At 60.7% G+C, this 19,729-nt stretch carries 18 protein-coding genes; 8 read left to right on the top strand and 10 right to left on the bottom strand.

Annotation, left to right across the window (positions count from 1 at the left end):
• Nucleotides 1-177: 177 nt before the first annotated feature.
• Nucleotides 178-444: a hypothetical protein gene (locus HED64_RS09460; RefSeq protein ID WP_132363831.1), complete on the bottom strand. Its 267-nt coding sequence runs from the start codon at nt 442-444 to the stop codon at nt 178-180.
• Between the two features lie 102 nt (nt 445-546).
• On the opposite strand from HED64_RS09460, the gene HED64_RS09455 reads away from it, so the two are divergent.
• On the top strand, nt 547-972 hold the full coding sequence (locus HED64_RS09455; protein ID WP_342590691.1) for a hypothetical protein: 426 nt from the start codon (nt 547-549) through the stop codon (nt 970-972).
• Between the two features lie 545 nt (nt 973-1,517).
• On the opposite strand, the gene HED64_RS09450 is transcribed toward HED64_RS09455, so the two are convergent.
• The gene (locus HED64_RS09450; protein ID WP_168151808.1) at nt 1,518-2,384 is read right to left on the bottom strand and encodes an SGNH/GDSL hydrolase family protein; all 867 of its coding nucleotides are present in this window, start codon (nt 2,382-2,384) and stop codon (nt 1,518-1,520) included.
• Between the two features lie 976 nt (nt 2,385-3,360).
• Here HED64_RS09450 and HED64_RS09445 point away from each other — a divergent pair.
• Complete coding sequence (locus tag HED64_RS09445) at nt 3,361-3,627, top strand: SHOCT domain-containing protein (protein ID WP_132363829.1); 267 nt, start codon at nt 3,361-3,363, stop codon at nt 3,625-3,627.
• Between the two features lie 163 nt (nt 3,628-3,790).
• Here the strand turns inward: HED64_RS09445 and HED64_RS09440 are convergent, their stop codons facing one another.
• The 3 genes from HED64_RS09440 to HED64_RS09430 form a co-directional block, all read right to left on the bottom strand.
• Nucleotides 3,791-4,873, bottom strand: coding sequence for a carboxylate-amine ligase (locus HED64_RS09440; RefSeq protein ID WP_132363827.1), 1,083 nt, complete (start codon nt 4,871-4,873; stop codon nt 3,791-3,793).
• A gap of 206 nt (nt 4,874-5,079) precedes the next feature.
• The gene (locus tag HED64_RS09435) at nt 5,080-5,748 is read right to left on the bottom strand and encodes a BON domain-containing protein (RefSeq protein WP_168151750.1); all 669 of its coding nucleotides are present in this window, start codon (nt 5,746-5,748) and stop codon (nt 5,080-5,082) included.
• A 51-nt stretch (nt 5,749-5,799) separates the two neighbouring features.
• Entirely contained in the window at nt 5,800-6,264 is a 465-nt protein-coding gene (locus tag HED64_RS09430; protein ID WP_132363823.1) for an Hsp20/alpha crystallin family protein, read from the bottom strand.
• 458 nt (nt 6,265-6,722) lie between these two features.
• On the opposite strand from HED64_RS09430, the gene HED64_RS09425 reads away from it, so the two are divergent.
• Nucleotides 6,723-8,381 carry a GAF domain-containing sensor histidine kinase gene (locus tag HED64_RS09425; RefSeq protein ID WP_168151749.1) on the top strand — a complete coding sequence of 553 codons (1,659 nt, stop codon included), beginning with the start codon at nt 6,723-6,725 and terminating at the stop codon, nt 8,379-8,381.
• 201 nt (nt 8,382-8,582) lie between these two features.
• On the opposite strand, the gene HED64_RS09420 is transcribed toward HED64_RS09425, so the two are convergent.
• The 4 genes from HED64_RS09420 to HED64_RS09405 all read right to left on the bottom strand — a co-directional run bounded on the left by HED64_RS09420 (nt 8,583) and on the right by HED64_RS09405 (nt 13,632).
• A complete protein-coding gene (locus HED64_RS09420; RefSeq protein WP_132363815.1) occupies nt 8,583-8,894 on the bottom strand; it encodes a DUF3040 domain-containing protein in 312 nt (103 codons plus the stop codon).
• 642 nt (nt 8,895-9,536) lie between these two features.
• Entirely contained in the window at nt 9,537-11,396 is a 1,860-nt protein-coding gene (locus HED64_RS09415; RefSeq protein WP_168151748.1) for a heavy metal translocating P-type ATPase, read from the bottom strand.
• 513 nt (nt 11,397-11,909) lie between these two features.
• Nucleotides 11,910-12,551, bottom strand: a complete 642-nt coding sequence (locus HED64_RS09410) for an NADPH-dependent F420 reductase (protein ID WP_132363811.1) — start codon at nt 12,549-12,551, stop codon at nt 11,910-11,912.
• 10 nt (nt 12,552-12,561) lie between these two features.
• On the bottom strand, nt 12,562-13,632 hold the full coding sequence (locus tag HED64_RS09405) for a zinc-dependent alcohol dehydrogenase family protein (protein ID WP_168151747.1): 1,071 nt from the start codon (nt 13,630-13,632) through the stop codon (nt 12,562-12,564).
• Nucleotides 13,633-14,189: 557 nt separating this feature from the next.
• Between HED64_RS09405 and HED64_RS09400 the strand changes: the two genes are divergently transcribed.
• Nucleotides 14,190-14,642, top strand: a complete 453-nt coding sequence (locus HED64_RS09400; RefSeq protein WP_168151746.1) for a universal stress protein — start codon at nt 14,190-14,192, stop codon at nt 14,640-14,642.
• A gap of 818 nt (nt 14,643-15,460) precedes the next feature.
• Here the strand turns inward: HED64_RS09400 and HED64_RS09395 are convergent.
• Entirely contained in the window at nt 15,461-15,718 is a 258-nt protein-coding gene (locus tag HED64_RS09395; RefSeq protein WP_168151745.1) for a metal-sensitive transcriptional regulator, read from the bottom strand.
• Between the two features lie 532 nt (nt 15,719-16,250).
• Between HED64_RS09395 and HED64_RS09385 the strand changes: the two genes are divergently transcribed.
• The 4 genes from HED64_RS09385 (at nt 16,251) to HED64_RS09370 (ending at nt 19,716) form a co-directional block, all read left to right on the top strand.
• Nucleotides 16,251-17,648, top strand: coding sequence for an MBL fold metallo-hydrolase (locus HED64_RS09385; RefSeq protein ID WP_132363803.1), 1,398 nt, complete (start codon nt 16,251-16,253; stop codon nt 17,646-17,648).
• Nucleotides 17,649-17,756: 108 nt separating this feature from the next.
• Nucleotides 17,757-18,341, top strand: a complete 585-nt coding sequence (locus HED64_RS09380; RefSeq protein ID WP_132363801.1) for a rhodanese-like domain-containing protein — start codon at nt 17,757-17,759, stop codon at nt 18,339-18,341.
• A gap of 119 nt (nt 18,342-18,460) precedes the next feature.
• Nucleotides 18,461-18,757 carry a rhodanese-like domain-containing protein gene (locus tag HED64_RS09375; protein ID WP_132363799.1) on the top strand — a complete coding sequence of 99 codons (297 nt, stop codon included), beginning with the start codon at nt 18,461-18,463 and terminating at the stop codon, nt 18,755-18,757.
• Nucleotides 18,758-18,819: 62 nt separating this feature from the next.
• Nucleotides 18,820-19,716 (top strand): sulfite exporter TauE/SafE family protein, encoded by an 897-nt coding sequence (locus HED64_RS09370; protein WP_168151744.1) that lies wholly within the window; start codon nt 18,820-18,822, stop codon nt 19,714-19,716.
• Nucleotides 19,717-19,729: the final 13 nt, after the last annotated feature.

Raw genomic sequence — 19,729 nt, 5'->3', positions numbered from 1 at the left:
CATGCCGGGACCGACAGGCCAACAACCCCAATTCTTACTCGATTAGGGGGCTACTAAAAAGGTAACGGGGCCACCCAGCTCGGGCATGACCTCGCGGAGGACGTCCAGCAGCGACGAGCCGGCGGGCCGATGAGTGATGATCCCGGGGCCACCGGGCCGCACCAGATCCACGAACGCCTAGGGGACACTGAGGGTGACATCGTTGCGCGAGCGGGCCCGCGCACCGGAGAAGGCAGCGTAGGGCTCGATGTCGCCGCGGGTCCCGAACGACATGATCAAAACATGCATGGCAGGTTCCTCCGGATCCGCTCCGTGGTCGCCCAGCGGCTGGGCGGCATCGCCACCGATGGGCTTCCCGGCACACCATCCATGGTGCTCCGCACTCGACAGCGACGAACCGCGAGGTTCCTTGCGATTCGGCCAGACAATACAAGTCGGGTTCATGCCGGAACCTTCTATGGAACGCAGCCGGTTTTCATGCTTGTGCTCCCATACGGAACCTATGCTCAGGTCATCGCTTGTCCGTCCCGCTGAAGGAGACTTCGAATGTCCCGCATCATTTCGATCGGTTTGGCAATGGTCGGCCTCCTGCTCGGCTACAAGGTCGCCCGCGACACAGGCAACCGGCAGGCAGACGGCGTCATCTTGGCGGCCTGCGGCCTGGTCGCCTTCACGGTCTGGAATAACGACGCCGGCTCGGCACGGGGTGCCCCCCTTACGGGCATGTATCTAACGACCTTCGCCGCGTCCCACCCCCTGGCCAAGAGGATTGGCCAGGGGCCTGCAGTCTTGACCGTCACCAGGGTTATGGCACTGGCCTCGATGATCTCTGGCGGAAACCGCAAAAAAGACCTAGGGGCTCTAGAGTCGCGTCAGCTTCGGTCCTTAGCGGATGTCCGTGGCATCCGCAAAGGCGAGGCGACATCGCGCCCAAGGATGTTCAGGCCGTCCCAGATCCTGTTCGTGGCCTGAACTGCCGTAGATCATCTCAACCCTTGCAAGCGAGCTTGTTTGCGGGTGCGACTGGATCGGGGTGACGACAAGCTTACGATCACACTCGTACGGATAGATACTCGGACCCACTGATGCGGCGGCGTCATCCGCTTACTGTCCCGCAGACCTTCCTCTTACGGACGCAAATAGGCCGTGAAGATGAACTCGAGAATCCCCTATATCGGATAATTTAGCTGGCACCCGTTTGCTCGGAATCTTTGGGCCATAGATTCCAAACATAGAAAAACTCTCTCGGGATTCCGTTGGGTTTCTTGGGAAACGATCCTTTGATGAAAGACTCGGGAGCTAGACCGATTCCTAACAGGAGGGCTGTTTTCAGTCGCTTTTCGAAGTCGACTGCGCTGAATATCTGATGCCACCTGCCCGGCTAAGAGTTGTTCGTTGGCGGCTGGGTTTCCAAGGTATACAGCCAACATTTTCATAGGGGGGGTCATTGTCGAGGTTGACTATCAGGACATCCATAATCGCAGGCTAGCCCCGCTGCAGAAGTCTTAGACATGGGGCTACACCTCGGATCCTCTTGGCACAGTCAAAGTACTTCTGCATCCTTCGACGGGGCCGGGGGTTGGACGTTTGGGTGCCGGTACCGGAAGCACTGGGTGTCGGGTGGCTTTGCGCAGGACCCACGGAACAAGATATTCACGGACCCAGGTGAAGTCATCGGCCTTGGTCCGGGTCCAGGTTCGCGTCGGCAGAGCCCTGATGTGGAAGGGAACGAGGCCATGCGGGACTTCAAGGCTATCGAGCACCATGGCTGCGACCCTTTGGTGGCCCATCGGGGAAAGATGCAGCCGGTCCCGATCCCACATACATGAATCCGTCAGGTCCGTCAGTGCCCATAGGTCAGCCACTACCGCACCTTGACGCACAGCAATGGCACGAAGGTTCTCGTTAAAGAGCGCGATCTTCGGTCTCACGTGGCCCAAGACGGTCTGCGGCCCGGAATTCGGCCCGACGAAAAGCACTACGGCGGCGCCAGTCGAGGCCAGGGTCTTGATGGCAGGTTCGATAGCGGCGGCCAGCCGGTCTGGATCGGCCCCAGGACGAATGAGGTCGTTTCCACCCGCTTGGAAAGTCACCAAATCCGGGCCAAGGTCCACCGCCCGGGCTAGCTGCCGATCAATCACTTGGCGGACGGTAGACCCCCGGACGGCCAGATTGGCGTAGGAGAAGCCGTCGTGTTCAAGGCTGAGTTCCTCTGCAACGCGATCCGCCCAACCGCGGTATCCCCCCGGACTCGAAGGTTCGGGATCGCCGTATCCTTCGGTAAAGGAGTCCCCCAACGCCACATATCGATGCCAAGGCTCCTGCCCGGGGGGCCGGAAAGATGAATCACTCCTGGGCTGAGCCTCGATATGATTCACGTCCATCATTCCTTTCTGCCTTACCCGAGAAACTCGGTGAGCGCGAGTTGTGCTTATCGTCCTCACAGTCAACGGCACCCCCCGGTCCCAAGCCAGTGCGCAAAGTCCCGAAGCGGATTTTCTTTTGAAAGTTCGAGTCACACTGCGCTACTACAGATGCCCCTGAGACCCGGGCCTGGCTCGGGAAGAATCGTCGAATATGCGTTGTTGGGACCCCAGTCGTTCCCTCTTACGATCGCCATATCGATGGAGGGAGTCCTCGCAATGGGAATGATCTTCCCTCTGGAGTGCTCCAGCCGAAACGGGCAATAGCGGCTCCCCTCCATCTGGCAGAAGTGGTTGGGACCAAACCATTGTCACGACCCCACCTCCACACGTCTGGGTGCCTAGGACACATCAATTCCGGATATCGCCGAAATGGTCTAAGCACACTGTCAGATCAACGCCACCGGTCCGAACACCCTGGACCTAGCTGCCGGTGTTCGGTCTCGAACCTCCGATTCGGAATCGCCCTTCCCAATATTTAGGACACCTGGGTAAGTACCACCGTCATGTTGCAGACTTCCGCGGATGCATTCCTCTCCGGAGGCTGCCACCCGCGGAAGCTATCCCAGGTCCATGGAAAGGGGACACCCCCCGTTGAGCTTTAGACCACGTTCGAAGTCTTCTGCACTATGTCCCCACACCCGAGTGAGGAGCAGCGGATTCAGGTAAGTGCAGCAGGTGGTCACGGCGATCATTTCGGTGCACGCGCTTAGAACGCCGGTGCCTATGGCTGCGCGGGTTGAATCCTGGCAGCAACAATCACCCAGTACCTGCCCCGGGAGTGGACCGCCCCCGAGCTCTTTACATGCAGGGTTTGTCTTGGCACTTAAGGAGTCGACCCGGCCTCTCTGGGACCAAAGACTCTGTCACCATCCGAAACCGCCCTCGATAGTGAAGGATGAGTCAGCGACTATTTGAGGTACGGAAGGAAACCGTCATGATGAATTGGAACCAAGACATGGGCGGGTTGGGCAATGTCCTGATGATCCTCAGCGTTGTCTTGTTTTGGGGTGTCATCATTACGACGGTCATCTTGTTCGGCCGGTCCGCGGGCGTCTCCAACCGGCGATACGAGGGCGAAGCGCCGGGTCGCAACATGGCAGAAGACCTGCTCGCCGAGCGGTTTGCCCGCGGTGAAATCGATGAGAATGAATATACTGCCAGGCTCTCGGTACTCCGCCGCGGTCAGGGCTCGACGCGGTGATCTCAGCTGCAGGCCTTCAGCCAAATGTGTTCGCCGGAGACATACGTTTGGCGTTGAACGTCAAAATCCTTGGGGATGATGACCCACACCCCACTGCCGCGGGGCAGCCAACACGACTAGGCCGTTGACCTCACGCCAGCTCGCGGCCGCGAATGCACCCGCGCTAGTCAGCGATGGCGAGGGCTGCTTCATCCAGCACGGCGGTGAAACCGCCCTGTTTGAAGTGCCGGCGTTGAATACTGGCCCCCGTTCCCTGCTGCAGGATCCCCGAGAGCCCTGCGGTGACATACTCATAATCCCCATTCCGCTTCAACGCATCACGGATGTATTCCATCAGCCGGTGCATCATCCCAGTAGCGGACGTCTTTCTCCCGTCCGTGGGATCGAAGTTATTGCCGTGCAAACCGAATTTTGCCGCTTGCCATTGGGCAATATCAATGGCTTCTGGCATCGGTTGGAAGCCTTCAGGTTCCCCCGTCAGACTGGCGTCGACCAGGGATCTGATAATTAGAGCCAGCAGGATGGAATTCGAGGCTTTCATTTGAGTGTCTGCCACCCGGACCTCGATAGTTGGTAACGAGGAGGAAAGCCGGGCACCCCACCTCACATGGCCCGGATCCAGCACTATATCGGCATCAAGGACGAATCGCATCCGATCGGTGTATTCCTGCGCATCTGAGAAGTACGGCGGTATGCCTTGGAGTGCCCACTGCCGATAGCGAATGGTCCGCCAGGACGCGAATCCGGTGTCATGTCCGCGCCAATAGGGCGAGTTTGCCCCACACGCCGTCAAGGCCGGAAGCCAGCGCCGCAACTGGTTCAGCGCTATGATGCCGGAATCGAGGTCCTCCACCTGCACGTGCACGTGCAAGCCCGAAAGGTAGTGCGAGGTGGCGAGCTCCCCACACAAGGAATGGATCGCGCGGTACCTGTCGCCGGAGCTCACCACGGCCGGAGCCGTCGAAATGCGCGGCGGAGTTCCCAGCGCCACTGCGTGGTATCCCAAGTCCCTAACCGCGTGGGCCAAGGCCTTGCGGTACATTTGCGCCGACTCAAGTGCTTCGAAACCCTCGGTGCAGATCGGGCCAACCCCTTCCAACTGGCAGGCGAGAAACTCGCTGCGTGTCCCGGCACCGCCGATGCTCAGAGCCAGCAGTTCGCTCCGAGCCGAGGCATGCGGCACGCCGGGTAGACCAGTCAGCGGTTCAACAACAAAGAACTCTTCCTCAATACCAAAGGTGCGCATTGTGTCCCACCTCCTTTCAAATAGCGATCTTGTTCACCCGGGGTTGATCCTTCCGGGCTGCTTCGTCGATCGAGGTACGGACTGCAACGGGAAGCACCACAGCGTGTTTGCGGAGTTATCGCAGATCTCCCGCTGTAGGCGATCTCATGCAAGCCTTGTGTCAAGTGCACCCGTGCGGCCAGGAAATGCCCGGCCTCGCGGTCAGGTCATTCCAGGCCGATGGTGATGTTGTTCTGGACCGATCCCACGTGCGGAGCCGCCCAAGCAGCAAGCCCGGCCTGCTTCTTCTCAAACCAAGAGGGCAGATACCCGCTCAGGGTGACGCGGTCACCCTGGACGGAAACCTTGATGTTCCGCGCCGCGAGTGCGGCATTCCGGGCTAGCGCGTCCTTGATCCTGTCCGCCAAGACGGTCGCGGAGGGCTGCTGGGGCAATCCGATGTGGTTCTCCACGAGGTTCACCCCGGTGACCGCTCCGATGGCCTTGGCAGCCTCTTCCCGCTGGTAATTCCAGGGCACCGTTCCGGTGAGTGTCACCACGTGGTTGCGGACCGTGGCCTTGACCGATCCCGGAGGAATGCTCGCGTGGTTGTTGAGCACGTATCCCACCGATTCGGCGATGTCCCCGTCTGTCTTCGGCGCCCCGGAGTAGTGGACCGAGAGCTCGTCGGCCACAGCGGAAACCCCTTTCACGCGCAGTGCCGCCCGCTGGGCGGCCAGCCGTTCGGGGTAGTTGGCAACTTCACCGCTCAAGGTGACGGCATGGTCCTGCACGCTCACCCCGATGTGTGCTGCCTCCACGTCAGGTGTCCACCGGAGTTCGGATTCGACGGCGGCTTGAACGGTGCGGTCGGTGGGTGCGGGATGATTCTCCATGATGTCCTTGGTCTTGGTGGGCTGCGAGTCGATTCGGCGGGCAATGCTTTCCTATTCCGTAGTGATGGCCACCTTGGTGGTCTCGGGGGCGGGCTTCTGGGCCGGCATCGGTGCGCGGACCTCCAAGATGCCGTCCTTGTAGGAGGCTTTTACCTCGGACTCGCCTACGCCTTCCGGAAGAGCAATCCTTCGCAGCATCGATCCGTAGCGGAACTCGGAGCGGTATCTGCCCTCCGAACGAGTCTCCGAGGTGTCCTCGCGGTGGGCACTGATGCTCAGGATCCCGTCGGCGACCGACACCTCCACATCCTTGTCGGGGTCGATGCCGGGCAGTTCGGCCCGAACAACCAACGAGTTGTCCTCAACGAACTCCTCCACCCTCATGGTGGAGTTTTCGTTTTCCCCGTCAAAGAGCCGTTGCAGGGAATCGAGCATGCCGAATGGGGACTTTGCGAACAGGTCGAAAGGGGACCTCGACACCGCGGACTGGCGCGGCGACCTGAGAATTTCGTTCATGACATTTCTCCTACTAGGTGTGGGTTGTTGCCGCAGAAAAGCGGCGATTTGACCTACCCCAGCGTTGGCCACCGCGCTTCGTGGCGGTAGGGCCAAACGTCCCGTCCCCCTTTCTCCGGAGAGCTGTCCTTTCCATGCACTGCACCATTTTGGCCCCCGGCATGGACCACATCCATTTCTGTGCCCCGGGGCTTGCCAAGGTCGGAACCCCGGTAGCGTGGTTCCGAACCGGGGAAATCTGCCGTTGACTCATCCCGGATCCTGTAGGGTCTCTTGCTGGTGTTCAAGAGCCAGTGGGCGTAGCCTGTTGGCTATCCTCGGTCAAGACGCGGCCCCCGGAAGTCAGTCCCCTGCGGCACTTGGACGGAGAGACCATGGAGTCTTCATCGGCGGACCCCCGCCCCCTAGTGGAACGGTCTTCCGCTCCGACCCCTGGCTTGGAGGATATCCGCACGGTCTTGAGCACCAGTGTGGAGGAATTAGTCCAGTTCCAGACACGCATGCAGGGACTACTGTCTTCGGTCATCGCCATTTCCCAGGACCTGAGTCTGGACTCAGTCCTGCAGCATATTGTTCAGTCGGCATGCAAGCTCACCGATGCCAGGTATGGGGCGCTGGGAGTCGTCGGGGACGGGCAGACGCTGAGCCGCTTCATCACCGAGGGAATCGATGACGAAACGGTCGAATGCCTCGGACCATTGCCCACCGGCCAGGGGGTCCTTGGCGTGCTCATGCGCGATCCCCACCCGATCCGGCTGCAGGACCTTCACACGCATCCTGCGTCCGTGGGGTTTCCACGATTTCACCCTCAAATGAGGTCCTTCCTCGGCGTCCCCATCCGCATCCACGATGTCGTCTTCGGAAATCTGTATCTCACCGAAAAACGTGGTGGTGAACCATTCACTGCCGCCGATGAGGATTTGACCGTCGTATTGGCCGTCGCGGCGGGATTCGCCATTGAAAACGCGCAGCTATTTGATGAGGCTCACTTGCGCACCCGTTGGATGGAAGCAAGCATGCAGGTGGCCGTGCAGATGCTGGACCGGACAAACGAGGAAAAGAGATCGGGGCAAACCATTGTCGCCCGTCAGGGGTTGGAAGCCTCCCGTGCGGCACTGGCTCTGGTCGGCCTCCGTGATGGCGACCAGGGAACCCTTCGGATTTCTGCAGGGGCCGGATTACTTGCCCCGGAGTTCCTGCACCGATCGTTTCACCTCGGGGAGGGCCCGATGCGAAGGGCACACGAAACGAACAAAGCTGTTGCCCTTGACCTGTCCCCGCACTTGCCTCGCGCCGAAAAGGAATCCGGGATCGGACCGGCCCTACTGATCGCCCTGAGTTCAGGCGCAGTAGGTGATGATTTCCTGATCCTGGCACGCGGTCCCGGGGAACAGCCCTATAGCGACCACGAAAACATCCTAGCTGGGAAATACGGACGCCAATCCGCCCTGGCATTGGAACTGATGCGCGTGTCCGGGAACCGGGAGGAATCTGCCGTCTTTGCCGACCGGGACCGCATCGCCAAGGACCTGCACGATCTGGTGATTCAGCGGATATTTGCCGCGGGCCTCAGCACCAAAAGCCTGGCCCTCTTCACGACCGAGCCCGTGGCGCTGGAACGCATTGATGCCATTACGGAAGAACTCGACTCAACCATGGCCGATATCCGTGAGACAATCCATTCACTTCAGGAACCGCGAGACACCGTGCGATCGCTGAGCAACAGAATCAGTCAGGTGGTCCGGAAGCTTTCCGCCACCTTGCCGTTTGCGCCCGGCCTCCACCTCGGAGAGGGCATTGACCGGCTCGTCCCATTGGCCATGGAAGGTCATGTCTTGGCCGTCATCTCCGAAGGCCTCAGCAACGCCGTACACCACGCGAAGGCGGAGAGCATCAACGTTCGCGTGGATGTCGACACCGAGAAGATCATGGTGGCAGTGGTCGACGACGGATGTGGTTTCCGCAGGCTCAAGGGCCGGAACGGGCTGGACAACATGAAAGCACGGGCCCAGGAACTCAACGGAACTTTTCTGGTCAAGAGTTCTCAGGACCAGGGGACTCGGTTTGAATGGACGGCACCTCTTGGCACCAGCTTGGGAGAAACGACTAGGACGTAGGGAAACATCCGCAGCGTGGAAGGGATTCTTAGACCCGGCCGTCGTTTAACGCGGCGATGACGTGCATCGATTCAATATTCTTGTGTCTGTACTTGATCCGTCGTGATGCAACCCAAAGCTTGGGCGGAAGAAGCGCACATTCCCAGCGCGCTCAGTCATTGCGCGGCGGTTAGGCTCCTACTGCCGGCAGGGGGTTCCACGTCATGTGGAAGGAGCGGATTGCGCGCGGTTCGGGCGAAGCAGGCTAACGGGATTCACCCTCACTGACGCGAGATATGCGCCACCGTTCAAGACGAGGAACGCCACGATGCCCAACCACGTGGAGCTGCTGAACAAACCCAAGAACAACAGTCCCAGTCCCGGAAGGAGATACAGGAACCCGATGCCCACCATCCAACCACCGCCGGAGAGATTCGCGAAGTGCTTTAGTCTTCTTTCAAGCACGGGATACTGGTCTGACAAAGCCTTTTCCAGGGATTGCAGGATCTCTTCTTCACGAGCCGAGAGCGACATGGTCCCCCCTCCTCACACTAACGGGCCGGAACCCTGGCGCTGGCATGCCACCTCAACACCATGGCACCTCAACACTCCACGGTTCACCGGACGGACGGAAGGGTCTAAAGCCACATGGTTGGGTCCTGGATCATAGTGACGCTCGTGGTCGTAGCAGTACTAAGGACGACCGCCCCCAGATGCAAGGCAGGGAAGTCAGAAAGGACAGCTCAAGTCACGAAAAGCAACCTACCCGCCGGTCGCTAGGGCACGGTGCTTGCTCTATCCGAGCTACCAATTACAGGACAATTTGACTTAGAGAGTAGCTCTATGGCCGAGCTGAAACTAAGCAATCCACCACCGGCAAGAACTGACTTACACTTCTCTTGAACACCAAGAAACGAACTCTGCCGGAACAATCACCCGCGTACCCGCAGTGCTTAGAATCAAAGGTCGGGGCCGCCTGCACCGGCGGACCCCTTCCATGTCTGGCGCGGGACTGAAGAGGGCATGAATGGCACATCGGAGCCGCTGGACAGGATTCTCCGAAAGCAGGCCGCTCTCCCTTATTGTTTGTAGCCCCCACGGGCGAAGTCCGGGTGATAATTTTTTGCTCGGCGACGAGGATGCACTCCGGATATTTTAGGACAGGGTCTCAGCCTGTCACTGCGATGCCCCACGGACTCCTGAGGAGCGTTCCCCTGGCTTGAGCGCCCGCAGCGCATTGAGAATGGTGGCCAGGTCGACCAACTCTTGGCTCAGCGCCCCGGCAATCGCCGGAACGTAACCCACCGCGGCCAGCCCCATCAACATCACGCTCAGCGCGAGGCCTATCCAGATGCTCTGGACTGCTATCCGAATGGTGTCTTTGCCAATGCGTGCAGCATCGGCCACCTTGGACAGGTCATCCACCATGATCACCACGTCTGCGGATTCGCTAGCGGCCGTTGAACCCCGGGCCCCCATGGCCACCCCCACATCGGCAGCCGCCAGGACCGGTGCATCGTTGACGCCGTCTCCGACCATCATGACCCGCCCCGGAGTCAAGTCTCGAACGATGCGGACTTTGTCCTCCGGCCGACAACCTGCCAGAACTTCGGCGATGCCGGCCAAGCCGGCGATGTGCTCCGCCGTCGTCTGGGCGTCACCAGTAACCATCACGGTGCGCTGAATCCCCAGTGCTGTCAACCTGTCCAGCGTCTTCACGGCGTTGCTCCTCAACGGGTCGCTCATGATGAGGGCGCCGGCATAGACGTTGTCGAACCCGACATAGACGGCAAGCTGGCCACCGGTGAGCGGCTCTTCCTTGATCGGACCGACGCTGGCCTCGACAAACAATCGTTTCCCAACGACAACACGGCACCCGTCCACCAGTGCGGCTACCCCATCAGTGGCGTGTTCAACCGCGTCGGACGGCACCGACAGTTCCACCCCTCGGTCCTGTGCCGAGGCGACCACGGAGGCCGCAAGGACATGGGAGGAGTGCAATTCCGCCGAGGCCGCAGATCCAAGCACTTCCAGCTCGCTGGCGACCGGTGCGGGGCCGCCGGCCGTCCTGACCTCTGCCAGCGTGGGACGTCCTTGCGTCAAGGTACCGGTCTTATCAAAGACGGCCGTTCTGATTCGGGCCAGTTGTTCAAGGGTGCCGCCGCTCTTGACAATGATCCCGTTTCTGGCGGCCCTACTCATGCCGCCGAGGAACGCCACTGGGGCCGCAATCAGCAACGGACAAGGGGTTGCGACGACCATTACCTCGGCGAACCGCGAGGCCTCTCCGCTAAGTAGCCAGGCGCCTCCCCCAAGAGCCAAGGCCAGAAAAGTAAAGGGGACGGCGTAGCGGTCTGCGAGACGGACCACCGGGGCACGGCTGGCTGCCGCATTTCCCACCAACGAGACAATGCGGCTGTATTGGGAATTGGTCACCGAGGCGGTGGCCCGCATGCGTACGGCGGACACGCCATTGACCGAGCCGCTGAGAATCACATCGCCTTTGATCATATCGACCGGAAGGCTTTCGCCGGTAATGACGGACTCATCGAAGGACCCCCTGGCAGAGAGTAAGAGTCCGTCGACCGGTACCACCTCGGCCGGACGCAGGACTAGGAGGTCACCGGCCACAACCTCCGTCACGGCAACATTTTCCAACAGCCCTCCGTTGACTTCCCGGTGGGCAATTTGGGGGGTACGCGCCAGCAAAGCATGGAGTTCTGCCTTCGCTCTTCCCGATGCATGGGTTTCCAGAGCAGAACCACCGTAGAGCATAAGTACGACGATCAGGGCAGCGACATACTCACCCACGGCGATCGTGCTGGCAATGGCCGTGACGGCAAGGACATCCACACCCCACCGTCCATGGATCATTTCGCGGACCATCCCTGTTCCTCGTTGCAGGCCGGCGGCCACGGCAAAAGCACTGGCGATCCATTGGGCAACGGTTTCCAGACCCAAAATCGAGAGCAGCAATACCAGCCCCCCGATCAAAAGGGTGACGGTGATCATGGGGTACTTGCGGATGGCTTTCATCGACTCATTTCAGAGTTTGCTGAACAGTGATCTTGGCGGTATCCGTTGGTTACGGCTTGGTGACCATCAATACGTGGCGGGAATGGGTGGTCGGAGCAGGCCGACTAAAACCGAAACGATGGTATGCCTTCCGAACCACCTCAACCACATTGGCGCAAGTCAAGCATTCGGGTGTTGGTAATGTCCCCGATCAGGACCGCGGCCGAATGACCATACGTGAAGGCGATGCTCGGCCAAGGTGGGCAGTTTGAACCCAAGGCACGATCGGAAATGTCATCGACCAATCGCACAGTTTGTCTGCCAAGCATTCAGCGTCCAGGATCTGATCTCCTGACAATCTCAAGTCAAAGGGAATTTCCAAGCTGCTCCAGCACTCGAGAATACGCACTTCCACAGTCAAATCCGTTGTAGTGATTGCAGCGGTTTTGACCTCGTTGGTGCAGCTTCCTGAGTCACCGAGGTCAACGACGATCCGCTCGGGCCTCGCCGGTGCCGTGTTCATCTCTTCTCTTCCTATGGAAGGATCTTCAGGGACGTGTCCCAGTTGAAACCCACGTGCTCGGGGTTCGCTTGGAGCCCCATGACCAAGAGCATCATGGATTCGAGCTCACGCGCCCTGCGTAGCGGGCCAACGTCGATCACACGTAACCCTGAGGCGGCCGCAACCGCACTGACTTTGGCCTTGGCTGCCTCGGAATCCCCGGCAATGAAAACATCCAAGGGTACTCCCGCCACTTGTCCCACTTCCAGTGACTTGGCGAAGCAGGTGTTGAAGGCCTTGACCACGTTGCTGGAAGGAGGTGCCAGCAAGGCAATCGATTCCGCCGCGGAGGTCCCAGCCGGGGTCAACAGGTGGTCAAAGGTGGCCATGTCCACCGGGTTGCTAATATCAACAATGACTTTTCCCGCCAGTGACTCGCCATAGGTACTGACCGTCTTTTTGCCTTCCAAAAACGGGACGGCCAAGAAGACGATATTTCCCTCAACGGGGGTCCCCTCTTCGTCGCCTCGGGCACCAGCACCCAGAAACTCCACAAGAGCTTGCGTCTTTTCGCTGTTGCGGCCAATGATCTGGACCGAATGCCGGGCGCGGAGCATGCGGACGGCGATGGCTCTGGCCATATGTCCGTTACCGATGATGGTGACGTGATCCATGATGAACTCCTTAGGCGAGCGCCGAGGCGCGGTTGATAATGACTTTCAATGCCTTCGTTTCGGAAGCCCGGGCAAAGGTGTCATAGGCATGAATCATCCGATCGAGGGTGAAGAAATGTGTGGCGAACTTGGCTACCGGGATCTTGTGCTGCGCCACGAGTTTGAGCAGCATCGGAGTGGTGTTGGTGTTGACCAAGCCCATTGTGATTCCGATGTTCCGGATCCACAGATCCTGAAGGGCAAGTTCCACACTGGCGCCGTGGACCCCGATGTTGGCAATGCGCCCGCCCTGGCGGGCGAGGTCAACGGCCATAGTGAAGGTTTCGGGTAGGCCGACGGCTTCGATCGCCACGTCCACTCCCTCACCGTCGGTGAGTGCCAACACCTGACTCTGCCAGTCCACGTGAGTGGAATTGACGGTGTCCGTAGCCCCGAAACCCTGAGCCTGGTCAAGTCTGTTGGTGTCACGGTCTATAGCCACAATCGTTCCCGCGCCGCAGAGTCCTGCTGTGGCAACGGCGGCAAGCCCGACCGGGCCGGCACCGATGACGGCCACCACGTCCCCAGGATTGACCCTGCCGGCCAACACACCGATCTCAAACCCGGTGGGCAGGATGTCTGAGAGCATGACCGCTTCGATGTTGCTGACGTTCTCGGGGATCTTGTGAAGCGAGTTGTCAGCGTATGGGATCCGCGCGTATTCGGCTTGGGTGCCATCGATCAAGTGCCCCAAAATCCACCCGATGCCGGATTGGCCTTCCTCCCCTAGGCAATGGGAGTATAGGCCCACCCGACAGTTGGAGCAGTGTCCACAGGACTTGATACAGGAAATCAGGACCCGGTCACCCACCGTAATGTCGTGAACGCCCGGACCGACTTCCACCACCGTGCCCACGCCCTCGTGACCCAGGATCCGTCCCGGCTGCACCGCAGGAACATCCCCTTTGAGGATGTGAAGGTCAGTGCCACAGATGGTGGTGGTCTCTACTCGAACGATGGCATCCCCCGGGTTGAGAACCTGCGGCTTGGGGGCCTCCGACCAAGACATGTCGCCGGGGCCATGATAGATCAGGGCTTTCATACAGCGTCCTCAGGGTTAGTCCTTCATCAAAAAAGACAACCGGGAGGTGTCCGTGAAGCCAAGGCTACGGAGCAGGACGTGATGGGACAAGACTTGTGGACACCCTCATTGTTTGAACGGAGAGAAACTTGGCGCCGGCCCGTGCTGTCCGGCATTGATGCCGTGAGGGGATGCATGGAGCTTGTGCGTTGGGTTAATGTCGCGGACCGGCTCGCGCTCCCTACTAAGACTCTGCTTCGTTCATTTGCTGGCGTTGCCCTTGATGGAGGGAAAACGTCCTGAACGGCAAGCTCTATTCCGTGACCGGGCACCAGCCTCTACCGCCTCTACCATGGGTGCGAATGCTGACGCCCCATTAGCAGCTGTCACCTAGGTATTAGGGACAGCGGATCGGAAAAGCTGCTTGGTCGGTGCGCCCGCCGACTATTCTCCACTCGCAGGCGCCCTAGGGGAATGCCGCCGACGGCGAGGAGCTGGAAATTCTTGGACTCCTATGGTGTTCCAACGGCGCAGTCGGTAGCTTGGGAAGCCCTACACCCATAGCACTGGAGGCTCCTATGAGACCTGGATACGGAATATCGAAAATCATTGTGGGTGTGGATGGGTCGGACGCTTCCCTCGAAGCGCTTCGGCACGCCCAACACTTAGCCGGTTCGTTGAACGCCCACATCGAGGCAATCGGCTGTTGGGACTTCCCTCGGATGTATGACAGCTACCTGCTCGCAGGCATCGAGGGATTCAAAGAGAGCGCCGCGAACCTCCTGAACCAGGCAGTGAGCAGTGTTTTCGGCACCGATACACCCAGCAATGTCACAGTCAGCTTGGTGCAAGGGGATCCGAGATCCGCGCTCATCAAAGCCGGTAGGAATGCCGACCTGCTCATCGTAGGCCGCAGAGGCCACGGCAGGCTCGCAGGCTTGCTCATTGGTTCGGTCAGCTCATATTGCATCGCGCACGCCACCTGCCCCGTCTTGGTCGCCCACACCCCTGATAAAGAGGACGAAGGATGATCGCTCCCCACGTGACAACGGAATACCGGCTTTCCCCCTAGGGCGGCGCGGGCAGAACTCAACGGACCAGGTGGAGTTAGGTTCTGAGCTGCAGCGGAACAATGGTTAGCGCCAAGCCTTCGCGATTAACGCAAATTGGTGCCATGCCAGTTGGATTTCTCAGTGAAGACCCAGTAGCGGTGTATGGCCAGTTCTCAAGTCCGATCTCGCGGGCCGAGTTGGAACGTTTCCTCTTTCTTGACGATCAGGAAATGGACTTGGTTGGTCGCCGTCACGGCGAGGGTAGCCTTAACGAAGATCCTTGTCAGGATCAGGCTGCCGGTAACCGGGGCGCCGCTGGTCAAAGGCGTCGTGGACGTCCCTGCGGCCATCGCGCGTCTGGCCCAACACCTGCACGATGGCTACGCATATGTCCACCTCTGACCGCCACGGCGGCCGGTCCAAAAAGTGGCAACCTACATAGTGTCGCAAAAGCTAACCCCCACCGTGACAACTTGGCATCAAAATTTAAACAGCTAGATTGTGAATCGCAACGGCACATGGCCTCCTCTTCACAGCGCTAAATGGCCGCGCGGCCTAACTTCTACCCTCGCCCTTTGGGCCACTGGATGAACCAACCTCAGTGGATAGCCCTGCTCGGTGCGCGGTACCCGAGTGACGAACATGGGCTCTGATCGCCACGGCCCGCTTTGCGGCTGGGGAACAATTCCGTGGCGGTTACGAAACCGCTGCACCGACGACGTTCTCGCATGTGCGCTGCCAGAACCCCGGATACCCGTGGTCAAATTCCAGGGAAAATGGCCGCTGATTAGACGGGGTTAGGCCAGGGAGAGGAAGAGTTTTTCCATCTCGGCGCGATCGTTTGAGGAGTCCTCACTCTTGAGGCACTGCTCCAACCCGGTGGCGATAATGGAGAAACCGGCGCGGTCGATGGCCTTGGAGGCTGCTGAAAGCTGAGTGACCACCGCGCGGCAATCACTGCCCTCCTCAAGCATGCGAATCACCGCATTAAGCTGCCCTTGAGCGCGCTTGAGCCTATTAATTGCGGGTTTCATGGTTTCCGCTTCAAGTTCCATGACGAGCCCCTTCGTGTGTGGTAATTTCCCTCATTGTATACCCCCAGGGGTTTTGAAGTAACTCGAAAACAAGGATGCTCAATACCCCCTAGGGTATATGCAATACTCGAATGCGAAGGGGTTATCCCGCCCCCGCAATAACCTGACCCTCAAGGAGCCACCACATGTGCCGCGCCACCAAATGCCGCAAGTGCCAGAAAACCACCTGGGCCGGATGCGGCCAGCACGTCAAACAGGTCATGGCCCACGTGCCGCAGAGCGAGCGCTGCTCCTGCGACCCAAAGGCCCCGAAAGAGTCCAGCAAGAAGGGCGGGTACTTCGCGCGCCTCTTTGGCCGTCGAGCCTAACTGCTCCGAAATTAGCGGCGGTCGGCACCGTTTACTCCGACGCCGGCGGCCACTCTTGCATTTCAGGCAACCTTGGGGCATCTATTGAACGACTTGACCAATACCCCCGGGGGTATTACGGTTTAATGAACAGCCGGATACCCCATGGGGTATCTCCGACGATTCACGCACCTTAAGGAGAGACCATGCTTCTCGAACGCATCTATGATGAGGACCTCGCACAAGCCAGCTACCTCATCGGCTGCCAGGCCAAGGGCCAGGCCGTTGTAGTGGATGCCCGCCGCGACATCCAGGTGTACCAGGACCTCGCCGCCAAAAACGGCATGAAGATCGTCGCTGTTACCGAAACCCATATTCACGCCGACTACCTCTCCGGCACCCGCGAACTGGCCGCCGCCACCGACGCCGCCATCTTCGTCTCGGGCGAGGGCGGGGCCGACTGGCAATACGAGTTCGAGGCCGAACGCCTCCTGGACCAGTCCACCATCACGCTGGGAAACATCACCGTCACCGCCCTACACACCCCCGGACACACCCCTGAACATCTTTCCTTCCTGGTCACCGACGGCGCCTTCAGCGACAAGCCCGGCTTCCTACTTTCGGGCGACTTCGTCTTCTCCGGCGACCTGGGCCGCCCGGACCTGCTTGACGAGGCCGCCGGCGGCACCGACACCCGCTTCGCCGGGGCCCACGACCTATTCCTCTCGCTGAAGAACAAGTTCCTCACCCTGCCCGACTACATACAGATCTACCCGGGCCACGGCGCCGGCAGTGCTTGTGGCAAGGCACTGGGCGCGATCCCGTCCTCCACCGTTGGCTACGAGCGCAACTTCGCCTGGTGGGGGCACTACCTGGAATCGAACGACGAGGCAGGCTTCGTCGAGGCACTGCTTGACGGACAGCCCGATGCCCACGCCTACTTCGGCCGCATGAAACGCGAAAACCGCCAGGGCCCGGCCATCATAGGCAAGCGAACACCCTTGACCGAGCTGGCCACCGACGACGTCGCCGCGGCTCTAGCTGCCGACGCAATCGGCGTGGTCGACACGCGCCACCACACCCTGGTCCACGAAGGCACCGTCGCCGGGGCACTGAACATTCCCGCCGGCACCAAGGCAGCAAGCTACGGCGCCTGGGCCGTAGACCCCGAAACCGACCAGCGCCCGCTGGTGCTCTTGGCTCCGGACAGCAAAAGTGCCACCGAGATGTGGGACCACCTCATCCGTGTGGGCATCGACAAAGTCGCCGGATACATCACGTCCCTGGACGGATTGCCCCTCTACGTGCCTCGCACGATCTCCCCCGCCGAGCTGGCAGGGTTCGACGCCGCCCTACTGCTGGATGTGCGCAACAAGACCGAGCACACCGCCGGGCACGTGCCGGGTTCCGAGCAGCTCAGCGCAGGACGAGTGCTCTGGAACACCAACACCCTTCCAGCCAACGGTGTGATCGTGAGCTACTGCCAGTCCGGGGTACGCAACTCCGTAGCTGCTTCCGCGCTGCGCCGTGCCGGGTTCAATATTGTTGAACTCGAGGGCAGCTACTCCGGATGGGCCAACTGGAAGCAACTGCAGAACGCCTAAGTTCTCCACCACCCATCCCCCGACCACAAATTCTACGTATTTCCTCATCCCCCTTCCGGATGCAGGATGCCGCTGGGCGCCATGCCCGGCAGAAAGGGCCCACCAGCCATGAACCCTGTTCCCCAGACCACCAGCCCCGAAGAACTCAAGGACTGGATCACCACCGGATCTGACGTCGTGGTGCTTGACGTGCGCTCCGCCGCCGAATTCGAATCCCTACACATCCTGGGCTCATACAACGTCCCCCTCCCGCTGCTGGCCGAACACACCGAAGAACTCGCCGCCAAGCTCAACACCAAGGTGGTGCTGGTCTGCCAATCTGGAGTGCGCGCCACCGAAGCCAAGACCAACCTCGCGTCAGTCGGATTCGGTAACGCCCACGTCTTGGCCGGCGGCGTTCCCGCCTACCACCAGGCCGGAGGTCAGACCGTGGAAGGTTCCAAGCGCTGGGACCTGGAACGCCAGGTGCGCATGGCCGCCGGTTCCCTCGTCATTGCGGGATTGGTCGGGGGCAGGTTCCTGTCCCCGCAGATCCGCAGCGTCGCCGGAGTCATCGGCGCGGGCCTGACCTTCTCGGCTGCCACCAACACCTGCGCCATGGGCAAAGCCCTATCAGTAATGCCATGGAACAAGACCGGCAACGAACCGACCCGCACATCAGTCCTCGCTCAGCTTCCGACCAAGAAGTCGTAGCACCCACCCGGTTGGTCCGCTCCCAACCGAATTTCTCCCGGTTTCGGGCCCGGATCACCTTGATCCGGGCCCGAAAAACACCCACATGCCGCTTGAACACGCCCCCGAAGGAGCAGACCATGCCCGAAATCTCCATCACCGACACCGAGCGACGACGTGCCACGGACCAGATCCTTGACGTCCGCGAAGACTTCGAAATCACCGAGGGCATGATCCCCGGTGCCATCCACATCCCCATGGGCGAGCTGGGGGCCCGACTGGAGGAGCTAGACCGGAACCGCCCCGTCATCGTCATCTGCCGCAGCGGCAACCGCAGCGCCCGCGTCGCCGACGCCCTCACCGGGGCCGGCTACACCGCAGACACCATGGGCGGCGGCATGATCGCCTGGCAACGCGCCGGCCTGCCCGTCACCTAAAGCCACGCACCGGCGCCAACCCGCACGCCCTCCGCCCTTCCTCCCAAGACAAGGCCACCTCCATGCCCCTCACACTCGCACTCGCCCTCCTGCTCTCGGTGCTGATCGGGATCTCCCTCGGCCTGCTCGGCGGCGGCGGGTCCATCCTCACCGTCCCGATCCTCACCTATGTTGCAGGCATGAACCCCAAGGAAGCCATCGCTGCATCCCTCTTCGTGGTCGGAGCGACCTCGGCGGTCAGCGCCGTGACTCATGCTCGCAAGAAACGCGTGCAATGGCGCACAGGACTGATCTTCGGCGCAGCCGGCATGGCAGGGGCCTTCGGCGGAGGCCTCCTGGGGGGCCGCATCCCCGGAACAATCCTCATGATCGCCTTTGCCCTGATGATGGTCGCCACTTCCCTGGCCATGATCCGCGGCCGCAAGAATCACACCGACGCCACCCACGACGCCGAGTTGCCCGCATTCAAGGTCATCATCGAGGGTCTAGTCGTGGGCCTGGTCACCGGGCTCGTCGGCGCCGGCGGCGGCTTCCTCGTCGTCCCGGCGCTCGCCCTGCTTGGCGGCCTGTCGATGCCCGTCGCAGTCGGCACCTCACTGGTAGTTATCGCCATGAAGTCCTTCGCCGGACTTGGCGGCTACCTCACCACAGTCACCCTGGACTGGGCACTGGTCGGCGGGGTCACGGCCGCCGCGATCCTTGGTTCCTTCCTCGGGGCCCGGCTGGCCGGACGGATCCCAGAATCGGCCCTGCGCAAGGGCTTTGGCTTCTTCGTCCTGGCCATGGGCGTCTTCGTCCTCTTCCAGGAACTACCATCCCCCGCCAACCTCATCTTGGGCGTCACGGCCACCGCAATCGCGGCCGCCGCGGCCCTATGCTGGTTTGCCATCCCGGCATGCCCCCTGCGACGCACGCCCCTGGGGTCCCCCGCCACCACCACGGCAACCGAAGCCCACTAACCGCCGGCCCATC

The sequence above is a fragment of the Paeniglutamicibacter terrestris genome (assembly GCF_012271785.1).
GTDB lineage: Bacteria > Actinomycetota > Actinomycetes > Actinomycetales > Micrococcaceae > Paeniglutamicibacter > Paeniglutamicibacter terrestris.
The sequence above is the reverse complement of the archived record's forward strand: the minus strand, read 5'-3'. Positions and strand labels throughout refer to the sequence as shown.

Excerpts from the sequence above, each read along its gene's own strand:
- HED64_RS09435 (WP_168151750.1), bottom strand. The coding sequence starts at position 5,748 with ATGGAGAATCATCCCGCACCCACCGACCGCACCGTTCAAGCCGCCGTC.
- HED64_RS09380 (WP_132363801.1), top strand. The coding sequence starts at position 17,757 with ATGAACCCTGTTCCCCAGACCACCAGCCCCGAAGAACTCAAGGACTGG.
- HED64_RS09370 (WP_168151744.1), top strand. The coding sequence starts at position 18,820 with ATGCCCCTCACACTCGCACTCGCCCTCCTGCTCTCGGTGCTGATCGGG.
- HED64_RS09375 (WP_132363799.1), top strand. The coding sequence starts at position 18,461 with ATGCCCGAAATCTCCATCACCGACACCGAGCGACGACGTGCCACGGAC.
- HED64_RS09430 (WP_132363823.1), bottom strand. The coding sequence starts at position 6,264 with ATGAACGAAATTCTCAGGTCGCCGCGCCAGTCCGCGGTGTCGAGGTCC.
- HED64_RS09455 (WP_342590691.1), top strand. The coding sequence starts at position 547 with ATGTCCCGCATCATTTCGATCGGTTTGGCAATGGTCGGCCTCCTGCTC.
- HED64_RS09385 (WP_132363803.1), top strand. The coding sequence starts at position 16,251 with ATGCTTCTCGAACGCATCTATGATGAGGACCTCGCACAAGCCAGCTAC.
- HED64_RS09420 (WP_132363815.1), bottom strand. The coding sequence starts at position 8,894 with ATGTCGCTCTCGGCTCGTGAAGAAGAGATCCTGCAATCCCTGGAAAAG.
- HED64_RS09415 (WP_168151748.1), bottom strand. The coding sequence starts at position 11,396 with ATGAAAGCCATCCGCAAGTACCCCATGATCACCGTCACCCTTTTGATC.
- HED64_RS09440 (WP_132363827.1), bottom strand. The coding sequence starts at position 4,873 with ATGCGCACCTTTGGTATTGAGGAAGAGTTCTTTGTTGTTGAACCGCTG.
- HED64_RS09450 (WP_168151808.1), bottom strand. The coding sequence starts at position 2,384 with ATGGACGTGAATCATATCGAGGCTCAGCCCAGGAGTGATTCATCTTTC.
- HED64_RS09400 (WP_168151746.1), top strand. The coding sequence starts at position 14,190 with ATGAGACCTGGATACGGAATATCGAAAATCATTGTGGGTGTGGATGGG.
- HED64_RS09410 (WP_132363811.1), bottom strand. The coding sequence starts at position 12,551 with ATGGATCACGTCACCATCATCGGTAACGGACATATGGCCAGAGCCATC.
- HED64_RS09460 (WP_132363831.1), bottom strand. The coding sequence starts at position 444 with ATGAACCCGACTTGTATTGTCTGGCCGAATCGCAAGGAACCTCGCGGT.
- HED64_RS09445 (WP_132363829.1), top strand. The coding sequence starts at position 3,361 with ATGATGAATTGGAACCAAGACATGGGCGGGTTGGGCAATGTCCTGATG.
- HED64_RS09395 (WP_168151745.1), bottom strand. The coding sequence starts at position 15,718 with ATGGAACTTGAAGCGGAAACCATGAAACCCGCAATTAATAGGCTCAAG.
- HED64_RS09405 (WP_168151747.1), bottom strand. The coding sequence starts at position 13,632 with ATGAAAGCCCTGATCTATCATGGCCCCGGCGACATGTCTTGGTCGGAG.